At 70.5% G+C, this 13,098-nt stretch carries 16 protein-coding genes; 6 read left to right on the forward strand and 10 right to left on the reverse strand.

The genetic code is table 11. The annotated features are described in order from the left end of the window. Positions 1 to 29: 29 nt before the first annotated feature. The 4 genes from AAHM41_RS20500 to AAHM41_RS20515 all read right to left on the reverse strand — a co-directional run bounded on the left by AAHM41_RS20500 (position 30) and on the right by AAHM41_RS20515 (position 3,066). Positions 30 to 968, reverse strand: coding sequence for an electron transfer flavoprotein subunit alpha/FixB family protein (locus AAHM41_RS20500; RefSeq protein WP_342238434.1), 939 nt, complete (start codon positions 966 to 968; stop codon positions 30 to 32). A 17-nt stretch (positions 969 to 985) separates the two neighbouring features. Then, positions 986 to 1,735, reverse strand: coding sequence for an electron transfer flavoprotein subunit beta/FixA family protein (locus AAHM41_RS20505; RefSeq protein ID WP_342238435.1), 750 nt, complete (start codon positions 1,733 to 1,735; stop codon positions 986 to 988). A 171-nt stretch (positions 1,736 to 1,906) separates the two neighbouring features. Beyond that, entirely contained in the window at positions 1,907 to 2,389 is a 483-nt protein-coding gene (locus tag AAHM41_RS20510) for a hypothetical protein (protein WP_342238436.1), read from the reverse strand. Positions 2,390 to 2,469: 80 nt separating this feature from the next. Beyond that, on the reverse strand, positions 2,470 to 3,066 hold the full coding sequence (locus AAHM41_RS20515) for an SCO family protein (RefSeq protein WP_342238437.1): 597 nt from the start codon (positions 3,064 to 3,066) through the stop codon (positions 2,470 to 2,472). Positions 3,067 to 3,165: 99 nt separating this feature from the next. Between AAHM41_RS20515 and AAHM41_RS20520 the strand changes: the two genes are divergently transcribed. Then, positions 3,166 to 3,345 carry a hypothetical protein gene (locus tag AAHM41_RS20520; RefSeq protein WP_342238438.1) on the forward strand — a complete coding sequence of 60 codons (180 nt, stop codon included), beginning with the start codon at positions 3,166 to 3,168 and terminating at the stop codon, positions 3,343 to 3,345. Here AAHM41_RS20520 and AAHM41_RS20525 read toward each other — a convergent pair. Both AAHM41_RS20525 and AAHM41_RS20530 read right to left on the reverse strand, forming a co-directional pair. Continuing rightward, positions 3,335 to 4,222, reverse strand: a complete 888-nt coding sequence (locus AAHM41_RS20525) for an AEC family transporter (protein ID WP_342238439.1) — start codon at positions 4,220 to 4,222, stop codon at positions 3,335 to 3,337. The two genes, AAHM41_RS20520 and AAHM41_RS20525, sit on opposite strands and share 11 nt — an antisense overlap. Then, positions 4,219 to 4,908: a phosphatase PAP2 family protein gene (locus AAHM41_RS20530; protein ID WP_342238440.1), complete on the reverse strand. Its 690-nt coding sequence runs from the start codon at positions 4,906 to 4,908 to the stop codon at positions 4,219 to 4,221. Before AAHM41_RS20530 ends, AAHM41_RS20525 begins: the two co-directional genes overlap by 4 nt. A gap of 184 nt (positions 4,909 to 5,092) precedes the next feature. Here AAHM41_RS20530 and AAHM41_RS20535 point away from each other — a divergent pair, with 184 nt between their 5' ends. Then, positions 5,093 to 6,013, forward strand: a complete 921-nt coding sequence (locus AAHM41_RS20535; protein WP_342238441.1) for a TauD/TfdA dioxygenase family protein — start codon at positions 5,093 to 5,095, stop codon at positions 6,011 to 6,013. A 16-nt stretch (positions 6,014 to 6,029) separates the two neighbouring features. On the opposite strand, the gene AAHM41_RS20540 is transcribed toward AAHM41_RS20535, so the two are convergent. From AAHM41_RS20540 to AAHM41_RS20550, 3 genes are read right to left on the reverse strand one after another with little or no spacing between them, the layout of a single operon-like run. Then, the gene (locus AAHM41_RS20540; RefSeq protein WP_342238442.1) at positions 6,030 to 6,677 is read right to left on the reverse strand and encodes a hypothetical protein; all 648 of its coding nucleotides are present in this window, start codon (positions 6,675 to 6,677) and stop codon (positions 6,030 to 6,032) included. Between the two features lie 2 nt (positions 6,678 to 6,679). Beyond that, entirely contained in the window at positions 6,680 to 8,839 is a 2,160-nt protein-coding gene (locus AAHM41_RS20545; protein WP_342238443.1) for a xanthine dehydrogenase family protein molybdopterin-binding subunit, read from the reverse strand. A gap of 1 nt (position 8,840) precedes the next feature. Further along, a complete protein-coding gene (locus AAHM41_RS20550; RefSeq protein WP_342238444.1) occupies positions 8,841 to 9,302 on the reverse strand; it encodes a (2Fe-2S)-binding protein in 462 nt (153 codons plus the stop codon). 66 nt (positions 9,303 to 9,368) lie between these two features. Between AAHM41_RS20550 and AAHM41_RS20555 the strand changes: the two genes are divergently transcribed. From AAHM41_RS20555 to dmeF, 4 genes are all read left to right on the forward strand, one after another. Further along, complete coding sequence (locus AAHM41_RS20555) at positions 9,369 to 10,448, forward strand: AraC family transcriptional regulator (protein ID WP_342238445.1); 1,080 nt, start codon at positions 9,369 to 9,371, stop codon at positions 10,446 to 10,448. Between the two features lie 81 nt (positions 10,449 to 10,529). Next, positions 10,530 to 10,793, forward strand: coding sequence for a metal-sensing transcriptional repressor (locus AAHM41_RS20560; protein ID WP_088153075.1), 264 nt, complete (start codon positions 10,530 to 10,532; stop codon positions 10,791 to 10,793). A 16-nt stretch (positions 10,794 to 10,809) separates the two neighbouring features. Continuing rightward, positions 10,810 to 10,995: a hypothetical protein gene (locus AAHM41_RS20565; RefSeq protein ID WP_342238446.1), complete on the forward strand. Its 186-nt coding sequence runs from the start codon at positions 10,810 to 10,812 to the stop codon at positions 10,993 to 10,995. A 17-nt stretch (positions 10,996 to 11,012) separates the two neighbouring features. Then, a complete protein-coding gene (dmeF, locus tag AAHM41_RS20570) occupies positions 11,013 to 11,987 on the forward strand; it encodes a CDF family Co(II)/Ni(II) efflux transporter DmeF (RefSeq protein ID WP_342238447.1) in 975 nt (324 codons plus the stop codon). Positions 11,988 to 11,994: 7 nt separating this feature from the next. Here the strand turns inward: dmeF and AAHM41_RS20575 are convergent, their stop codons facing one another. Beyond that, the gene (locus AAHM41_RS20575; RefSeq protein WP_342238448.1) at positions 11,995 to 12,969 is read right to left on the reverse strand and encodes a dipeptidase; all 975 of its coding nucleotides are present in this window, start codon (positions 12,967 to 12,969) and stop codon (positions 11,995 to 11,997) included. Between the last annotated feature and the right edge of the window lie 129 nt (positions 12,970 to 13,098).

The raw sequence follows: 13,098 nt of genomic DNA on the forward strand, positions 1-13,098 counted from the left end.
CGATTCTCGAACGATGGGCGGGCGGCCGCTCAGGCCTTCTTCAGCTCGGCCTCGAGTTCCGGGATCAGCTTGAACAGGTCGCCGACCAGGCCGTAATCGGCGACCTGGAAGATCGGCGCCTCCTCGTCCTTGTTGATGGCGACGATGACCTTGCTGTCCTTCATGCCCGCCAGGTGCTGGATCGCGCCGGAGATGCCGACGGCGATGTACAGGTCCGGCGCCACCACCTTGCCGGTCTGGCCGACCTGATAGTCGTTCGGCACGTAGCCGGCATCGACCGCGGCGCGGCTGGCGCCGATGGCGGCGCCGAGATGGTCGGCGATGCCCTCGAGGATCTTGAAGTTCTCCGACGAGCCCATGGCGCGGCCGCCGGAGATGATGATCCGGGCCGAGGTCAGCTCCGGCCGCTCGGACTTGGTCAGCTCCTGGCCGACGAAGCTCGACAGGCCGGCATCGGGCTTGGCCTCGACCGTCTCGATCGCGGCCGACCCGCCCTCGGCGGCGGCCGCGTCGAAGCCGGCGCCGCGCACCGTGACCACCTTGATCGGGTCGCTCGACTGCACTGTGGCGATGGCATTGCCGGCGTAGATCGGCCGCTCGAAGGTGTCCGGCCCGACCACCGCGGTGATGTCGGAGATCTGCTGCACGTCCAGCAGCGCGGCGACGCGCGGCAGCAGGTTCTTGCCGGCGCTGGTCGCCGTCGCCAGCACATGGCCGTAGCCCCTGGCCAGCTCGGCCACCAGCGGCGCCACGGTCTCGGCCAGCTGGTGCTCCAGCGCGGCCGAATCGGCCAGCAGCACCTTGGCGACGCCGGCGACCTTGGCCGCGGCCTCCGCCGCCGGGCGGGCATTGGCGCCAGCGACCAGGATGTGGATGTCGCCGCCGATCTTCTGCGCCGCGGTGACGGCGTGCAGCGTGGCGGCTTTCAGCGTGGCGTTGTCGTGGTCGGCAACGATCAGGATCGACATGTCTTTGTCCCCGCCCCTCAGATCACGCGCGCTTCGGTCTTCAGCTTGGCCACCAGCTCCTGCACGCTGGCGACCTTGACGCCGCCCTTGCGCTTCGCCGGCTCGACCACCTTCAGCGTCTTCAGCCGCGGCGCCGGGTCGACGCCCAGATCGGCCGGGGTGACGGTGTCCAGCTGCTTCTTCTTCGCCTTCATGATGTTCGGCAGCGAGGCGTAGCGCGGCTCGTTCAGGCGCAGGTCGGTGGTGATGATCGCCGGCAGCTTGACCCGGACGGTCTCCAGCCCGCCATCGACCTCGCGGGTGACCAGCGCGGCGCCGTCCTCCAGCACCAGCTTCGAGGCGAAGGTCGCCTGGCCCCAGCCCAGCAGGGCCGCCAGGGCCTGCCCGGTCTGGTTGGCGTCGTCGTCGATCGCCTGCTTGCCCAGGATCACCAGCTGCGGCTGCTCCTTGTCGACCAGCGCCTTCAGCAGCTTGGCCACGGCCAGCGGCTGCAGCTCGACATCGGTCTGCACCAGGATGCCGCGGTCGGCGCCCATCGCCAGGGCGGTGCGGATCGTCTCCTGCGCCTGGGCCGGGCCGATCGAGACGGCCACGACCTCGGTCGCCTTGCCGGCCTCCTTGACGCGGATCGCCTCTTCGACCGAGATCTCGTCGAAGGGGTTCATCGACATCTTGACGTTCGCCAGGTCGACGCCGGACCCGTCGGCCTTGACCCGGACCTTGACGTTGAAGTCGATCACCCGTTTGACCGGGACCAGGATCTTCATCGGCTCGCACTCCATCGGACGGCGCTTTTCGCGCTGCAGAAAGACGCTTTTAGAGCCCGCGGACGGGATCGGCAACCGCCCTGGGGCGGATAGCGAACAGAGGCCCGATTTCCGGGCCTGGGGTCCATCCGATCCGCGACGGTTTGTGCTCCGCCGCCGACGGTGATGCGGTTACGGCTTCGGCTGGCCGGGGTCGAAGGTCGGCCCGCCCATGCAGGGCGCGACGATGTCGGAGCATTGGGCGGTGCGGAGATAGCCGCCCGAGGTGCGGTAGCGGACCTCGGCGACCCGGCCGTCGACCAGGGTGAAGGTCGCCTCGCAATAGTTCGGGTCCAGCGCGCTGGTGCCGATCTTCTGGCCGACGCCGGCATTGACCGGCTCGACGCCCATGGCGCTTCCGGCCGAGCCGCCGAAGGCGCCGATGCTGGCGGCCTCGTCCGCGGCCATGCCGGCACTCTGGTAGGTCAGGTAGTGCGTGTTGCCGTCGCTGCGGCTGCGGGACGGCGTGCCGGCGCAGGACAGCAGCCGCGCCTCGCTCAGCCCGACAAGGTCGTTCTGGGCCGTCAGCGCCTGCTGCTGCCGGGCCTCGCGCTCGGAGCAGCCGTTGAGGACGAGGAAGGCGATCCCGGCCAGGACGGCGTGGCGAAGGGTCATGAGGCAACTCCCGAGAACGAACGACAGGTTGCGGCCACGATAGCACGCCACACAGGATCGCAACCCCGTTCGTGGCCTCGTCAGAGCTGCTTCGAGATCCGCTGCGCCATGTCCTGCGGCGACAACTGCGGCGGCATGATGTCCAGCACCTGCCAGTCCGGCCCCATCATGTAGACGAAGGCGGAATGGTCCATCGAATAGGCGCCGTCCTGCTGCGGCGCCTTCTTGTAGTAGACCCGGAAGGCCTTGGCCGCCTGGGCGATCTGCTCGGCCGAGCCGGTCAGACCGACCATGCGGGGATGGAAGGCCTGGGCGTACAGGCCGACCACCTCGGGCGTGTCGCGCTCCGGGTCGACGGTGACGAACACCGGCACCACCCCCTCGGCCTTCGGCCCCAGCGTGTCCAGCGCCGCCGCCATGGTCGACAGCTCGGTCGGGCAGACATCGGGGCAGTTGGTGAAGCCGAAGAAGATCAGCGCGTCCTTGCCGGCGAAATCCTTCTCGGTGACCGGCTTGCCGGCCTGGTCGACCAGCGCGATCGGGCCGCCGACCGAGCCGAAGCCCTGGCCGACGACGCCGCGGCTGCCGGGGGGGCCGAGCCAGAAGGCGACGGCCGCGGCGATGGCGATGGCCGGCACCGCCAGCGCCAGGATCCGCAGGATCCGCTTCGTCCACATCTCGACCGGCCTTCCTCCGTGAGTCATTGTCCGCCGTCATAGGCCCTGCGTCCTTCCAACGGAAGCGCGCGCGGCGTCGCAGAACGGGCGGATGATATCATGGCGGACAGGGTGCAGCCGGGCGCGGCCGGCGGCGATGCGGATGCGGAAAGCGGCTCGGTCGGCGACGACAACCGCGGCCGGGCCCTGGTGGCGCTGGAGGTGATGCGCCGGCGCGGCCTGATCGACCCGGCCACCTACGAGGCGCGGCGGAAGGAGATCGAGCAATCTACGCCATAAGGACGGCCAGCAGCACCGGCAGGGTCAGCAGGCTGATGATGGTGCCGACCACGACGGCGCCGGCCACCTCCTCCACCGGGCCGCCGTAGCGGGCGGCGAACAGGTAGTTGAACACCGCGGGCGGCATCGCCGACTGCAGGATCAGGATCGCCGCGGCCGGCTGCGGGATATCGGCCAGCCAGACCACCCCGTACCCGGCGGCGAGGCCGAGCACCAGCCGCAGCCCGGCCAGCCACAGCGCATGGCCGAGATTGGCGATGCGCAGGCTGGCCAGCGACACGCCGAGCGCGATCAGCATCAGCGGCAGGGTGACGCCGCCCAGCAGCTCGGTCGCATTGGCCAGCCAGCGCGGCGTGTCGATGCCGCCGGCGGCGAAGGCAATCGCCAGCAGGATGGCGTAGATCGTCGGCGTCTTGAGGATCTCGGTCCACCGGCTGTGGCCGGAGGCGCAGGAGACGCCGACGGTGAACTGCAGCAGCGTCATGGCGGCGGAGAAGGGCAGGGCCAGCGCCAGCCCTTGGTCGCCGAAGGCGAAATAGGCGATCGGCAGGCCGAGATTGCCGGCGTTCGGCAGCATCACCGTCGGCAGCAGCGGCCGCACCGTCCGGCCGGTGGCGTACAGCGCCAGCCCGCCGACCAGGCCGCAGGCGAACACCGACAGCATGGCGAGGCCGGCCTGGCCGATGATCTCGCCGGCCGGGACGTGAAATTTGGTCAGGGTCGAGAACACTAGGCAGGGCGACCCGACATAGGTCACCAGCCGGGTGACGAAGCCGAGGTCGAAGGGGTGGCGCGACCGGGCCCAGACATAGCCGACCCCGGCCGAAGCGACCACCGGCGCCAGCACCGGAATCAGGGCGGCGATCAGCGCGATCATCGGGTCACCGTCACCGGCCCGCCCGTGGCCTCGACACAGCGGCGCACGGCCAGCGCCACCACCACGCCCAGCCAGGCGCCGGCGACGATGTCGGCCGGGTAGTGCGAGGTGACCACGACCCGGCTCAGCGCCACCAGCCCGCCCAGCAGGGTGAAGGCCCAGCCCCAGCGCGGGAACAGGATCCACAGCGCGGCCATCGCCGTGGCCATGGTCTGGGCGTGGCCGGACGGGAAACTGTTTGAGAACAGGTCCCAGCCGAAGGGGTGCGGCGCGAAGGCGTCCTGGCGGAACAGGTGGCGCGGCCGCGGCCGGCCGATCGCCGCCTTCAGCAGCCAGTTGCTCAGGGTCGTGGCGACCAGCGCCGCCAGCATGAAGCCGAAGCCGCGGGCCCGCTGCAGCCGTTGCACCCGGACGTCGCCATAAGCGGCCAGGAAGGCGGCGAAGCGCCAGCCGAGCCAGCCCAGGATCGCCAGCGCGTACCACCACACGCCGAGGCCGATATCGGTGAACACCTTCACCGCGGCGATGATGGAAGAGCCGCGATGGGCCTCGAACCACAGCGCCACCGGGCGGTCGACGAAGGCGATGAGCAGCAGGCAGACCACGGCGACGGCCAGAAAGCTGGCCAGGACTGGCCGGCTCGCTAGCCCGCGTTTCGACGCCGCGATGGTCTCCGATCGACCCACTGCCCCTCCGGATTCGTCCGTCGTTTACGACGGAACCGAGGCTTCCAGAAACGGCATTCCGGGCATCCGAGGGTCCCGGTTCTGTAACTTCTGATGATCAATGTGATTTAGAGATATTGATCTAGATAAAAATGTATATCTAAATGATATCCGACGCTGCGACGTGAATGGACAGGAGCACAGCATGGGCGACCATCATGGGAACGGCACGGCCGGCCTCGACCTCCGACCGATCGCCGGCCGCATCGGTGCCGAGATCCGCGGCCTCCGCCTCTCCGGCGACCTCGATGCCGTGACGCTCGACCGGCTGCGGGCGGCGCTGCACCGGCACAAGGTGATCTTCCTGCGCGGCCAGGACCTCGACGATGCCGGGCAGGAGGCCTTCGCCCGGGCGCTGGGCGACCCGGTCGCGCATCCGACCCAGCCGGTGGCGGCGGGCGCCGACTTCCTGCTCGAGCTCGATTCCGCCCGCGGCCAGCGCGCCAACTCCTGGCACACCGACGTCACCTTCGTCGACGCCTACCCCCAGGCCTCGATCCTGCGCGCCGTGACGGTGCCGGAGTTCGGCGGCGACACCATCTGGGCCAACACGGCCACCGCCTATCTCGACCTGCCCGCGCCGCTGCGCGGCCTGGCCGACCAGCTCTGGGCCCTGCACAGCAACGACTACGACTATGCCGCGTCGCATCCGGAGGCGACGCCGGAGCGGCTGCGCTACCACCGCGAGGTGTTCGCCTCGACCGTATACGAGACCGAGCACCCGGTGGTGCGGGTGCATCCGGCGACCGGCGAGCGCACTTTGGTGCTGGGTCATTTCGTCCGCCGCTTCCTCGGCCTCTCGGCCAATGAATCGGCGCAGCTGTTCACCACGTTGCAGGCCTATGTGACCCGGCCGGAGAACACGGTGCGCTGGCAGTGGCAGGCGGGCGACGTGGCGATCTGGGACAACCGCGCCACCCAGCACTACGCGGTCAACGATTATGGCGACCAGCGCCGCGTGGTGCGCCGCGCCACCATCGCCGGCGACATCCCGGCCGCCATCGACGGCCGCCGCAGCGCCACCCGGGTGAAGGCAGTGCGCCAGCCGGAGGCGGCCGCCGCCTAGGCAGGAGCGCCGAGCCCTATTCGGGCGGGCACTCGGCGCCGGTCTCGATCCAGGCGACGATGAGGGCGCCGAACTCGGCCTGGGTGCCGGGGGCGGGCCGTCGCCCCTCGCCCGGATGCCACGCCCAGGCCACGAGATGGTCCTCGGCCAAATGCTGCCGGATCTGGGCCAGGCTGCGGTTGCCGTTGCGCCCGGGATCCTGGATCTGCCGGCAGATGTAGCCGAGCGAATGCCCCTGCCAGCCCATGCTGTCCGGCGCCAGCGACCAGTGCGTGTTGCCCGGGATGGACCGGATGCGGCTGCCCAGGACGGTCGTGTTCTCTGCCCGGTGGCATGTGCTGCACGCCAGGCCGTCCACCCCGATTCGGCTGGCGCCCGCCTGCATGAAGGGCACATGCGGATGCAGGTCGTCGCCCTGTGTGGGCCGGCCCGTGACCGGGTGGCAGTTCATGCAGCGCGGGTCGGTGATGACCTTCGCCGCCTCGGTGAAGAGGGCGCGGGAGCGGTCGCCGGCATCCGCGATCGACTGGAACGCGGCGACGCCCTGCAGCTGCCGGCTCGGGTCCTGGGGCGAGGAATCGGCGATGCCGGATCCGATCCCGAGCGTGATGGCCGCGGCGGCGATCGAGGCCAGGGCCACGATCTGGCGTGAGCGCTTCGGCATGATCACGGCCTCCCCGCTTGGCGAGGGTCGATCGGCAGGTCCCGCAGGCGCTTGCCGGTGGCGGCGAAGATCGCGTTCATCAGGGCCGGCGCCACCCCCGGCGTGCCGAGTTCGCCGACCCCGCCCGGCGGCTCGGCGCTCGGGACGATATGGACCTCGATCGCCGGGCATTCGTGGATGCGCAGGACCGGCGAATCGTCGAAATTGCCCTCGACGACCGCCCCGTCGGCGATGGTGAGGCGGCCGTAGAACGCGGCGCTCAGGCCGTAGATGATGCCGCTCTCGACCTGCTGCCGCAGGATGTCCGGGTTGACGGCCTGACCGCAATCGACGGCGCAGACCATGCGCTCGACCTTCGGGGCGCCGTCCTTGTCGACATGCACCTGCGCGACCAGGGCGGCAAAGCTGCCGAAATCCGCCATCACGGCGACGCCGCGGCCGCGATCGGGACCGAGCGGCGTGCCCCAGCCGGCCTGCTCCGCGGCGAGATCCAGCACGCCCCGCAGCCGCGGCGCCTTGCCCAGCAGCTGGCGGCGGTACTCCACCGGGTCGCGGCCGGCCAGATGCGCCGCCTCGTCGATGCCGCCCTCGACGGCCGGGGCGTTGCGGGTGGGGCCGACGCCGCGCCAGTTGCCGGTCAGCATGCCCTCGGGCGCCTCGTGCCGGACATACTCCACCCGCTTGTTCGGGATGTCGTAGGGGCTCTCGGCGCCGCCGGTGATGTCGAGGTCGATGCCGTCCTTGAACAGGATCGGCAGGAACCGCGCCATGATCGCGGGGCCGACCACGCGATGCCGCCACGAGACCGGCATCCCGTCGGGACCGAGCCTGACCACGATCCGGCTCCGGTTGAGATAGCGGTAGGAATCGCGGCGGATGTCCTCCTCGCGGCTCCAGACCACCTGCACCGGCCCGTCCACCTGCTGCGCCACCCGTGTCGCCATGATGATGCCGTCATGGTCGAGGCGCCGGCCGAACCCGCCGCCCAGCAGCTGGTTGCGGACGACCACCTGCTCGACCGGCAGGCCGGTGACCTGCGCGGCGGCCTGGCGGGCGCGGCCCGCCACCTGCGTGCCGACCCAGACCTCGCAGGAGTCCGGGCGCACATGGACCGTGCAGTTCATCGGCTCCATCGCCGTGTGGGCCAGGATCGGCATGCGGTAGACGGCTTCGACACCGCCGGAGGCCGCGGCCTCGGCCTCGGCGACGTTGCCGCTCTGATGCGCCACCAGCGCCCCATCGCCGGCCATCGCGGCGTCGATGCGGCGCTCGAGCTCGGCGCTGGTGAGGCCGCCATTCGCCCCCGGATCCCAGGTGATGCGCAGCGCAGCGAGCCCTTTGCGCGCGGCCCCCGTATGGTCGGCCACGACCGCGACCGCGTCGCTCAGGCGGACGACCTGGCGCACGCCCTTGACCCGGAGCGCGTCGCCGTCGTCGACCGCCTTCAGCGTCCCGCCGAAGGTCGGGCAGACGGCGATGGCCGCGAACTTCACCCCGGGCGGATGGGCGTCGAGCCCGAACCTGGCAGTGCCGTTGACCTTGCCTGGGGTGTCGAGGCGCGGCGCCTTCTTGCCGATCAGCTTGAACTCCGCCGCGGGCTTGAGGGTGATCTGCTCCGGCACCGTCTCCTGCGCGGCCTTGCCGGCGAGCGCGCCGTAGGCGATGCGCCGGCCGCTCTCGGCATGGACCACTTCGCCGGCCTCGGCCCGGCAAGCCGCGGCCGGCACGCCCCATTCCCGCGCGGCGGCGGCGACCAGCATCATCCGCGCCGCGGCTCCCGCACGGCGCATCGGCTCCCAGAAGCCGCGGATGGTGACCGAGCCGCCGGTGATCTGGTCGCCGAGCATGGGGTGCGCATAGCGCGAGGGGTCGGCGGGGGCGGCGATGGCCCGGACCTGGTCCAGCGGGACCTCCAGCTCCTCGGCGATCAGCGTGGCGATCCCGGTATAGACCCCCTGCCCCATCTCGACCGACGCGATCACCAGCTCGATCGGGCCGGTCGGGGTGATGCGGATGAACGGGTTGGGGATGAACGCCTCGGCGGCTGCGGCGGCCGGGGCGAAAAGCGGCCCGATGACGAAGCTGCCTCCCGCCAGTGCGGCGGAGATCAGGAAGGACCGGCGAGAGACCTGGCCGGAGACGGTGGCGGCGAGGATGCCCATGTCAGCGGCCCTCCCCGGCGGCGCGCTTGATCGCCGTGCGGATGCGCGGATAGGTGCCGCAGCGGCAGATGTTGCCGGCCATCACGGCGTCGATGTCCGCGTCGGTCGGCGCCGGGTTGGCCACGAGCAGGGCCGTCGCCGACATGATCTGGCCGGACTGGCAGTAGCCGCACTGGACCACCTCTTCCGCCAGCCAGGCCTTCTGGATGCGGGCCCCCGCTTCGGTCTCGCCGATCGCCTCGACGGTGGTGATCGCGGCCGACGCCGCATCCGCGACCGGGGTGACGCAGGACCGCACCGCCTGCCCGTCGAGATGGACGGTGCAGGCGCCGCACATGGCGATGCCGCAGCCGAACTTGGTCCCGGTCAGGCCGATGACGTCCCGCAACACCCATAACAGCGGGATGTCGCCGTCCACATCGACCGGATGGGTCTGGCCGTTGACGTTGAGCGCGTAGGACATCTGGAGCTCCTTCGGGGCGAGCGCGGTGTCCGGCCAGTCGAGGCGGGCGTGAATTTCACTAGAGCAATGGCTGAGCCGCCGCCGTTCGCGGATTACGATATTTGTCGTCAGATTTCGGCGACGGTGCTTCGGGTAGAGCTGGTGCCGGCCCCGGTTTTCGGCGACATTCGGGACCTTGTTCTCGTGCAGCGAAAGTCGCCTCGATTGGCCCGGCCCCGTCAGAGCGCTGGAGAGCCAGGATCCGCGGAAACCGGCGGCTCGCAGGTATTCGCGCCGCGCACCGCGTTCGAGCTCTGCGCCGGGGTGATCGCCGGGCCGCTGCCGATCACGACGGAAATCCCCGATCGCGACACGCTGATCACCACCCGCTGGCTGCATCTGGAGATGCACGAGCCCATGCCGGCGCTGCCCGCGCACACCATCGGCACCTATTACGGCCCGCCGTCGCCGCGGGTCTGGCGCCGCGGGCGGATGCGCCTCGCCGGCGTCGGGCGCCCCGGCACCGTCACGATCGTCCCGGCCGGCTGGGACGGCGACTGGGACATCGACGTCGCGTCGCCTCTGTCTTATGCGATGCTGAGCGACGCCCGGCTCCAGGGTTTCGCCGAACCCTTCACCCGCGGCCGTCGGGTGGAGCTGGCGCCCCGCCTCGGCGAAGCGGATCCGGTCGGTGCGCATATCCTGCGCGCGCTCAGCCGCGAGGCGACCCATCCCGACCCGTCCCGTCGGCTGTTCGTGGAACAGGCGCTCGACCTGCTCTGCACGCATCTGCTGCGGATCCATTCCACCTTCGGCCAAGCGCCCGTAACGGGGCCGCAGAGAGGATTGAGGCCGTGGCAGATCCGCCGCGTCACCGCCTACATGTCCGAGCGCCTGGACCAGAGCATCAGCCTCGATGAGCTGGCCCGGCTGATCTCCCTGAGCCGGTCGCATTTCTGCACGGCCTTTCGCCACGCCACGGGGCGCACGCCGCATGAATGGCTGACCGGGCTGCGCCTGCAGCAGGCCCGGCAGCTGCTGCAGGATCCCCGGATCCGCATCACCGATGTCGCACTGGCGGTGGGCTATCAGACGCCATCTGCCTTCGCCGCGGCCTTCCGGCGCCACACCGGGGCGACGCCGTCCGAGTTTCGCCGCAGCCTGTAGCGAAGCGCGGAGCAGGCGCGATTACACCCCTGCGACCAGCCGTCTCTTGCCCTATCCCCTCCAGGGGGATAGGTTATACCCATGAGCCATGCCAACAATCCCGAGATCCTCGGCCGGCTGAAGCGGGCCCAGGGGCATCTCGCCGCCACGCTGCGCATGGTCGAGGCCGGCGAGGACGGCCTCGCCATCGCCCAGCAGCTCCAGGCCGTGGTCAAGGCGGTGGAGAAGGCGAAGACCATGCTGATCCTCGACCATGTCGACCATTGCGTCGCGCATCTGGCGAACGGAGCCGAGGGCCGTGACGCCCGCCTCGCCTCGCTGCGCGAGATCACCAAGTATCTGTAAGGGCATCGAGATCATCATGTGCTGCCGTGTCGCCGTCGAACGGGTCTATCGCGAGCTCTGCGCCCGGGCCGAACCGCCGGAATGGGCCTTCGAGGCCGCCCTCACCCTCTATCGCCACAACCATCCGGACGTGCCGGTCGCGGTGGCGACGAAGGACGTCTGCGACTGGACCGGCCATCCGGCCCAGCTCCTGCTCCACTGATCTCCCGGGAGGCGCCGATGCACAGTCATTCCATGGACGACTGGCGGCACGACCACCTGTTCCTCGGCGCCGACCACGCCCGCAACGAGCGCCGCACCCGCTGGGTGGTGGCGCTGACCGCGGCGATGATGGCGGTCGAGATCCTCGGCGGCCTCGCCTTCGGCTCGATGGCGCTGCTCGCTGACGGGCTGCACATGGCGACTCATGCCGGGGCGCTCGGCGTCGCCGCCCTGGCCTATCGCTACGCCCGCCGCCACGCCCGCGACCCGCGCTTCGCCTTCGGCACCGGCAAGCTCGGCGACCTCGCTGGCTTCGCCAGCGCCCTGGTGCTGGCGGTGGTGTCGATCGGCATCGGCTGGGAATCGATTGTGCGCCTGCTGAACCCGGTCGCCATCGCCTATGACGAGGCGATCGCCATCGCCGTCGTCGGCCTCGCCGTCAACATCGCCAGCGCCTGGCTGCTGCATGACGGCGATCATCACGGCCATCACCATCACGATCACGGGCATCACGATGCCCATGATCACGACCACCACCACGATCACGGGCACCATGCCCATGACCGCGACCACAATCTGCGCGCGGCCTATTTCCATGTGCTGGCCGATGCCGTGACCTCGGTCGGCGCCATCCTCGGCCTGCTTGCCGGCCGCTTCTACGGCTGGGCCTGGATGGACGCGGTGATGGGGATCGTCGGCGGCATCATGATCGCGCGCTGGTCCTGGGGCCTGCTGCGCGATTCGGGGGCCGTGCTGCTCGACACCGTGCCGGATCCGGGCCTGGCCGATTCGATCCGCGAGCGGCTCGAGACCGGGGGCGACCGCATCGCCGACCTGCATCTCTGGCGCGTCGGCCCCGGCCACGCCGCCGCGATCGTCGCCCTGGTCAGCGACCGGCCGCAGCCGCCGGCGCAGTACAAGGCCCGGCTCGGCGGCCTGCCCGGCCTGTCGCATGTCACGGTCGAAGTGAACCGCTGCGAGCACGCAGCCTGATCGGATGTCAGGCCCACGCCGTCTCGGCTGCGCGCAGAAAATTGCCGCCGAGGATGCCCTGCACATCGGCCTCGCCATAGCCGCGGCGCAGCAGGATCTCCGCCAGCTCCGGCAGCTGCTCCGGCTGCACCAGGGCGATGGCGCTGTGCGCGCTGCCATAGCCGGCCTCGGGCGGCCACCAATAGTCACGGTCGCGGCCCGGCGGCGAATCGTCCACGTCGGGCGCGAACAGGAAGTCGAGGCCGATGCCGGCATGGCCGGCGCCGACCAGCTGGGCGACATGGTCGATATGCCGGGCCACGGTCTCGCTGCTGGCATCGCCCAGGAACAGGCTGATGCCGTTGATGCCGACCACCCCGCCGGTGGCGGCGCAGGCGCGGATCTGCTCGTCGGTGATGTTGCGCGGATGGTCCACCAGGGCGCGCGGATTGGCATGGCTGAACACCACCGGCCGGGTCGACGCCGCCATGATGTCCAGGCTGCTGCGGTACCCGGTGTGTGAGCAGTCCAGCAGCATGCCGACGCGATTGATCTCCGCCACCAGGTCGTGGCCGAACGCCGGCAGCGGGATGTCCTGGTCATGGCAGCCGCCGGCCGCCGGGTTGTTGCGGTTGTAGGCGAAGTGGATCTGCCGCACGCCGAGATCGTGGTACAGGCCGACCATCGCCAGGTCGCCCATCAGCGGCAGCGCGCCCTCCAGGTCGAAGCTGACGGCCAGGCGCCCGGCGGCCTTGGCGGCGCGAATCTCGGCGACCGTGCCGGCCAGCACGAAGTCCTCCGGATGGCGGCGGATCCAGTCGCGGAAATGGGCGGTGGTGCGGATCACCGTCTCCAGCGGCGTCATATCCATGCCGATGTTGATCGAGACGTAGTCGATCCCGGCCGCCCTGTGCCGGGCCAGCAGCGACACGTCGGCATCGGGCACCAGCGGCAGGCAGCTATGCGCGTCCCAGACCAGGGCGCGGTCATACAGGGTGGGCATGGCGGGTCTCCGGGTCGGACGAGATGCTCCAGCCCAGCCCGCACCGCCGCCGCGGTCAAGAGCGATCGGGCCTGCGGCGGATTGCCGTGGCGCCTTCCGGCCGCTATGCAGCCATCCTGCGCCCGCCGG

The sequence above is a fragment of the Inquilinus sp. OTU3971 genome, from assembly GCF_038440215.1.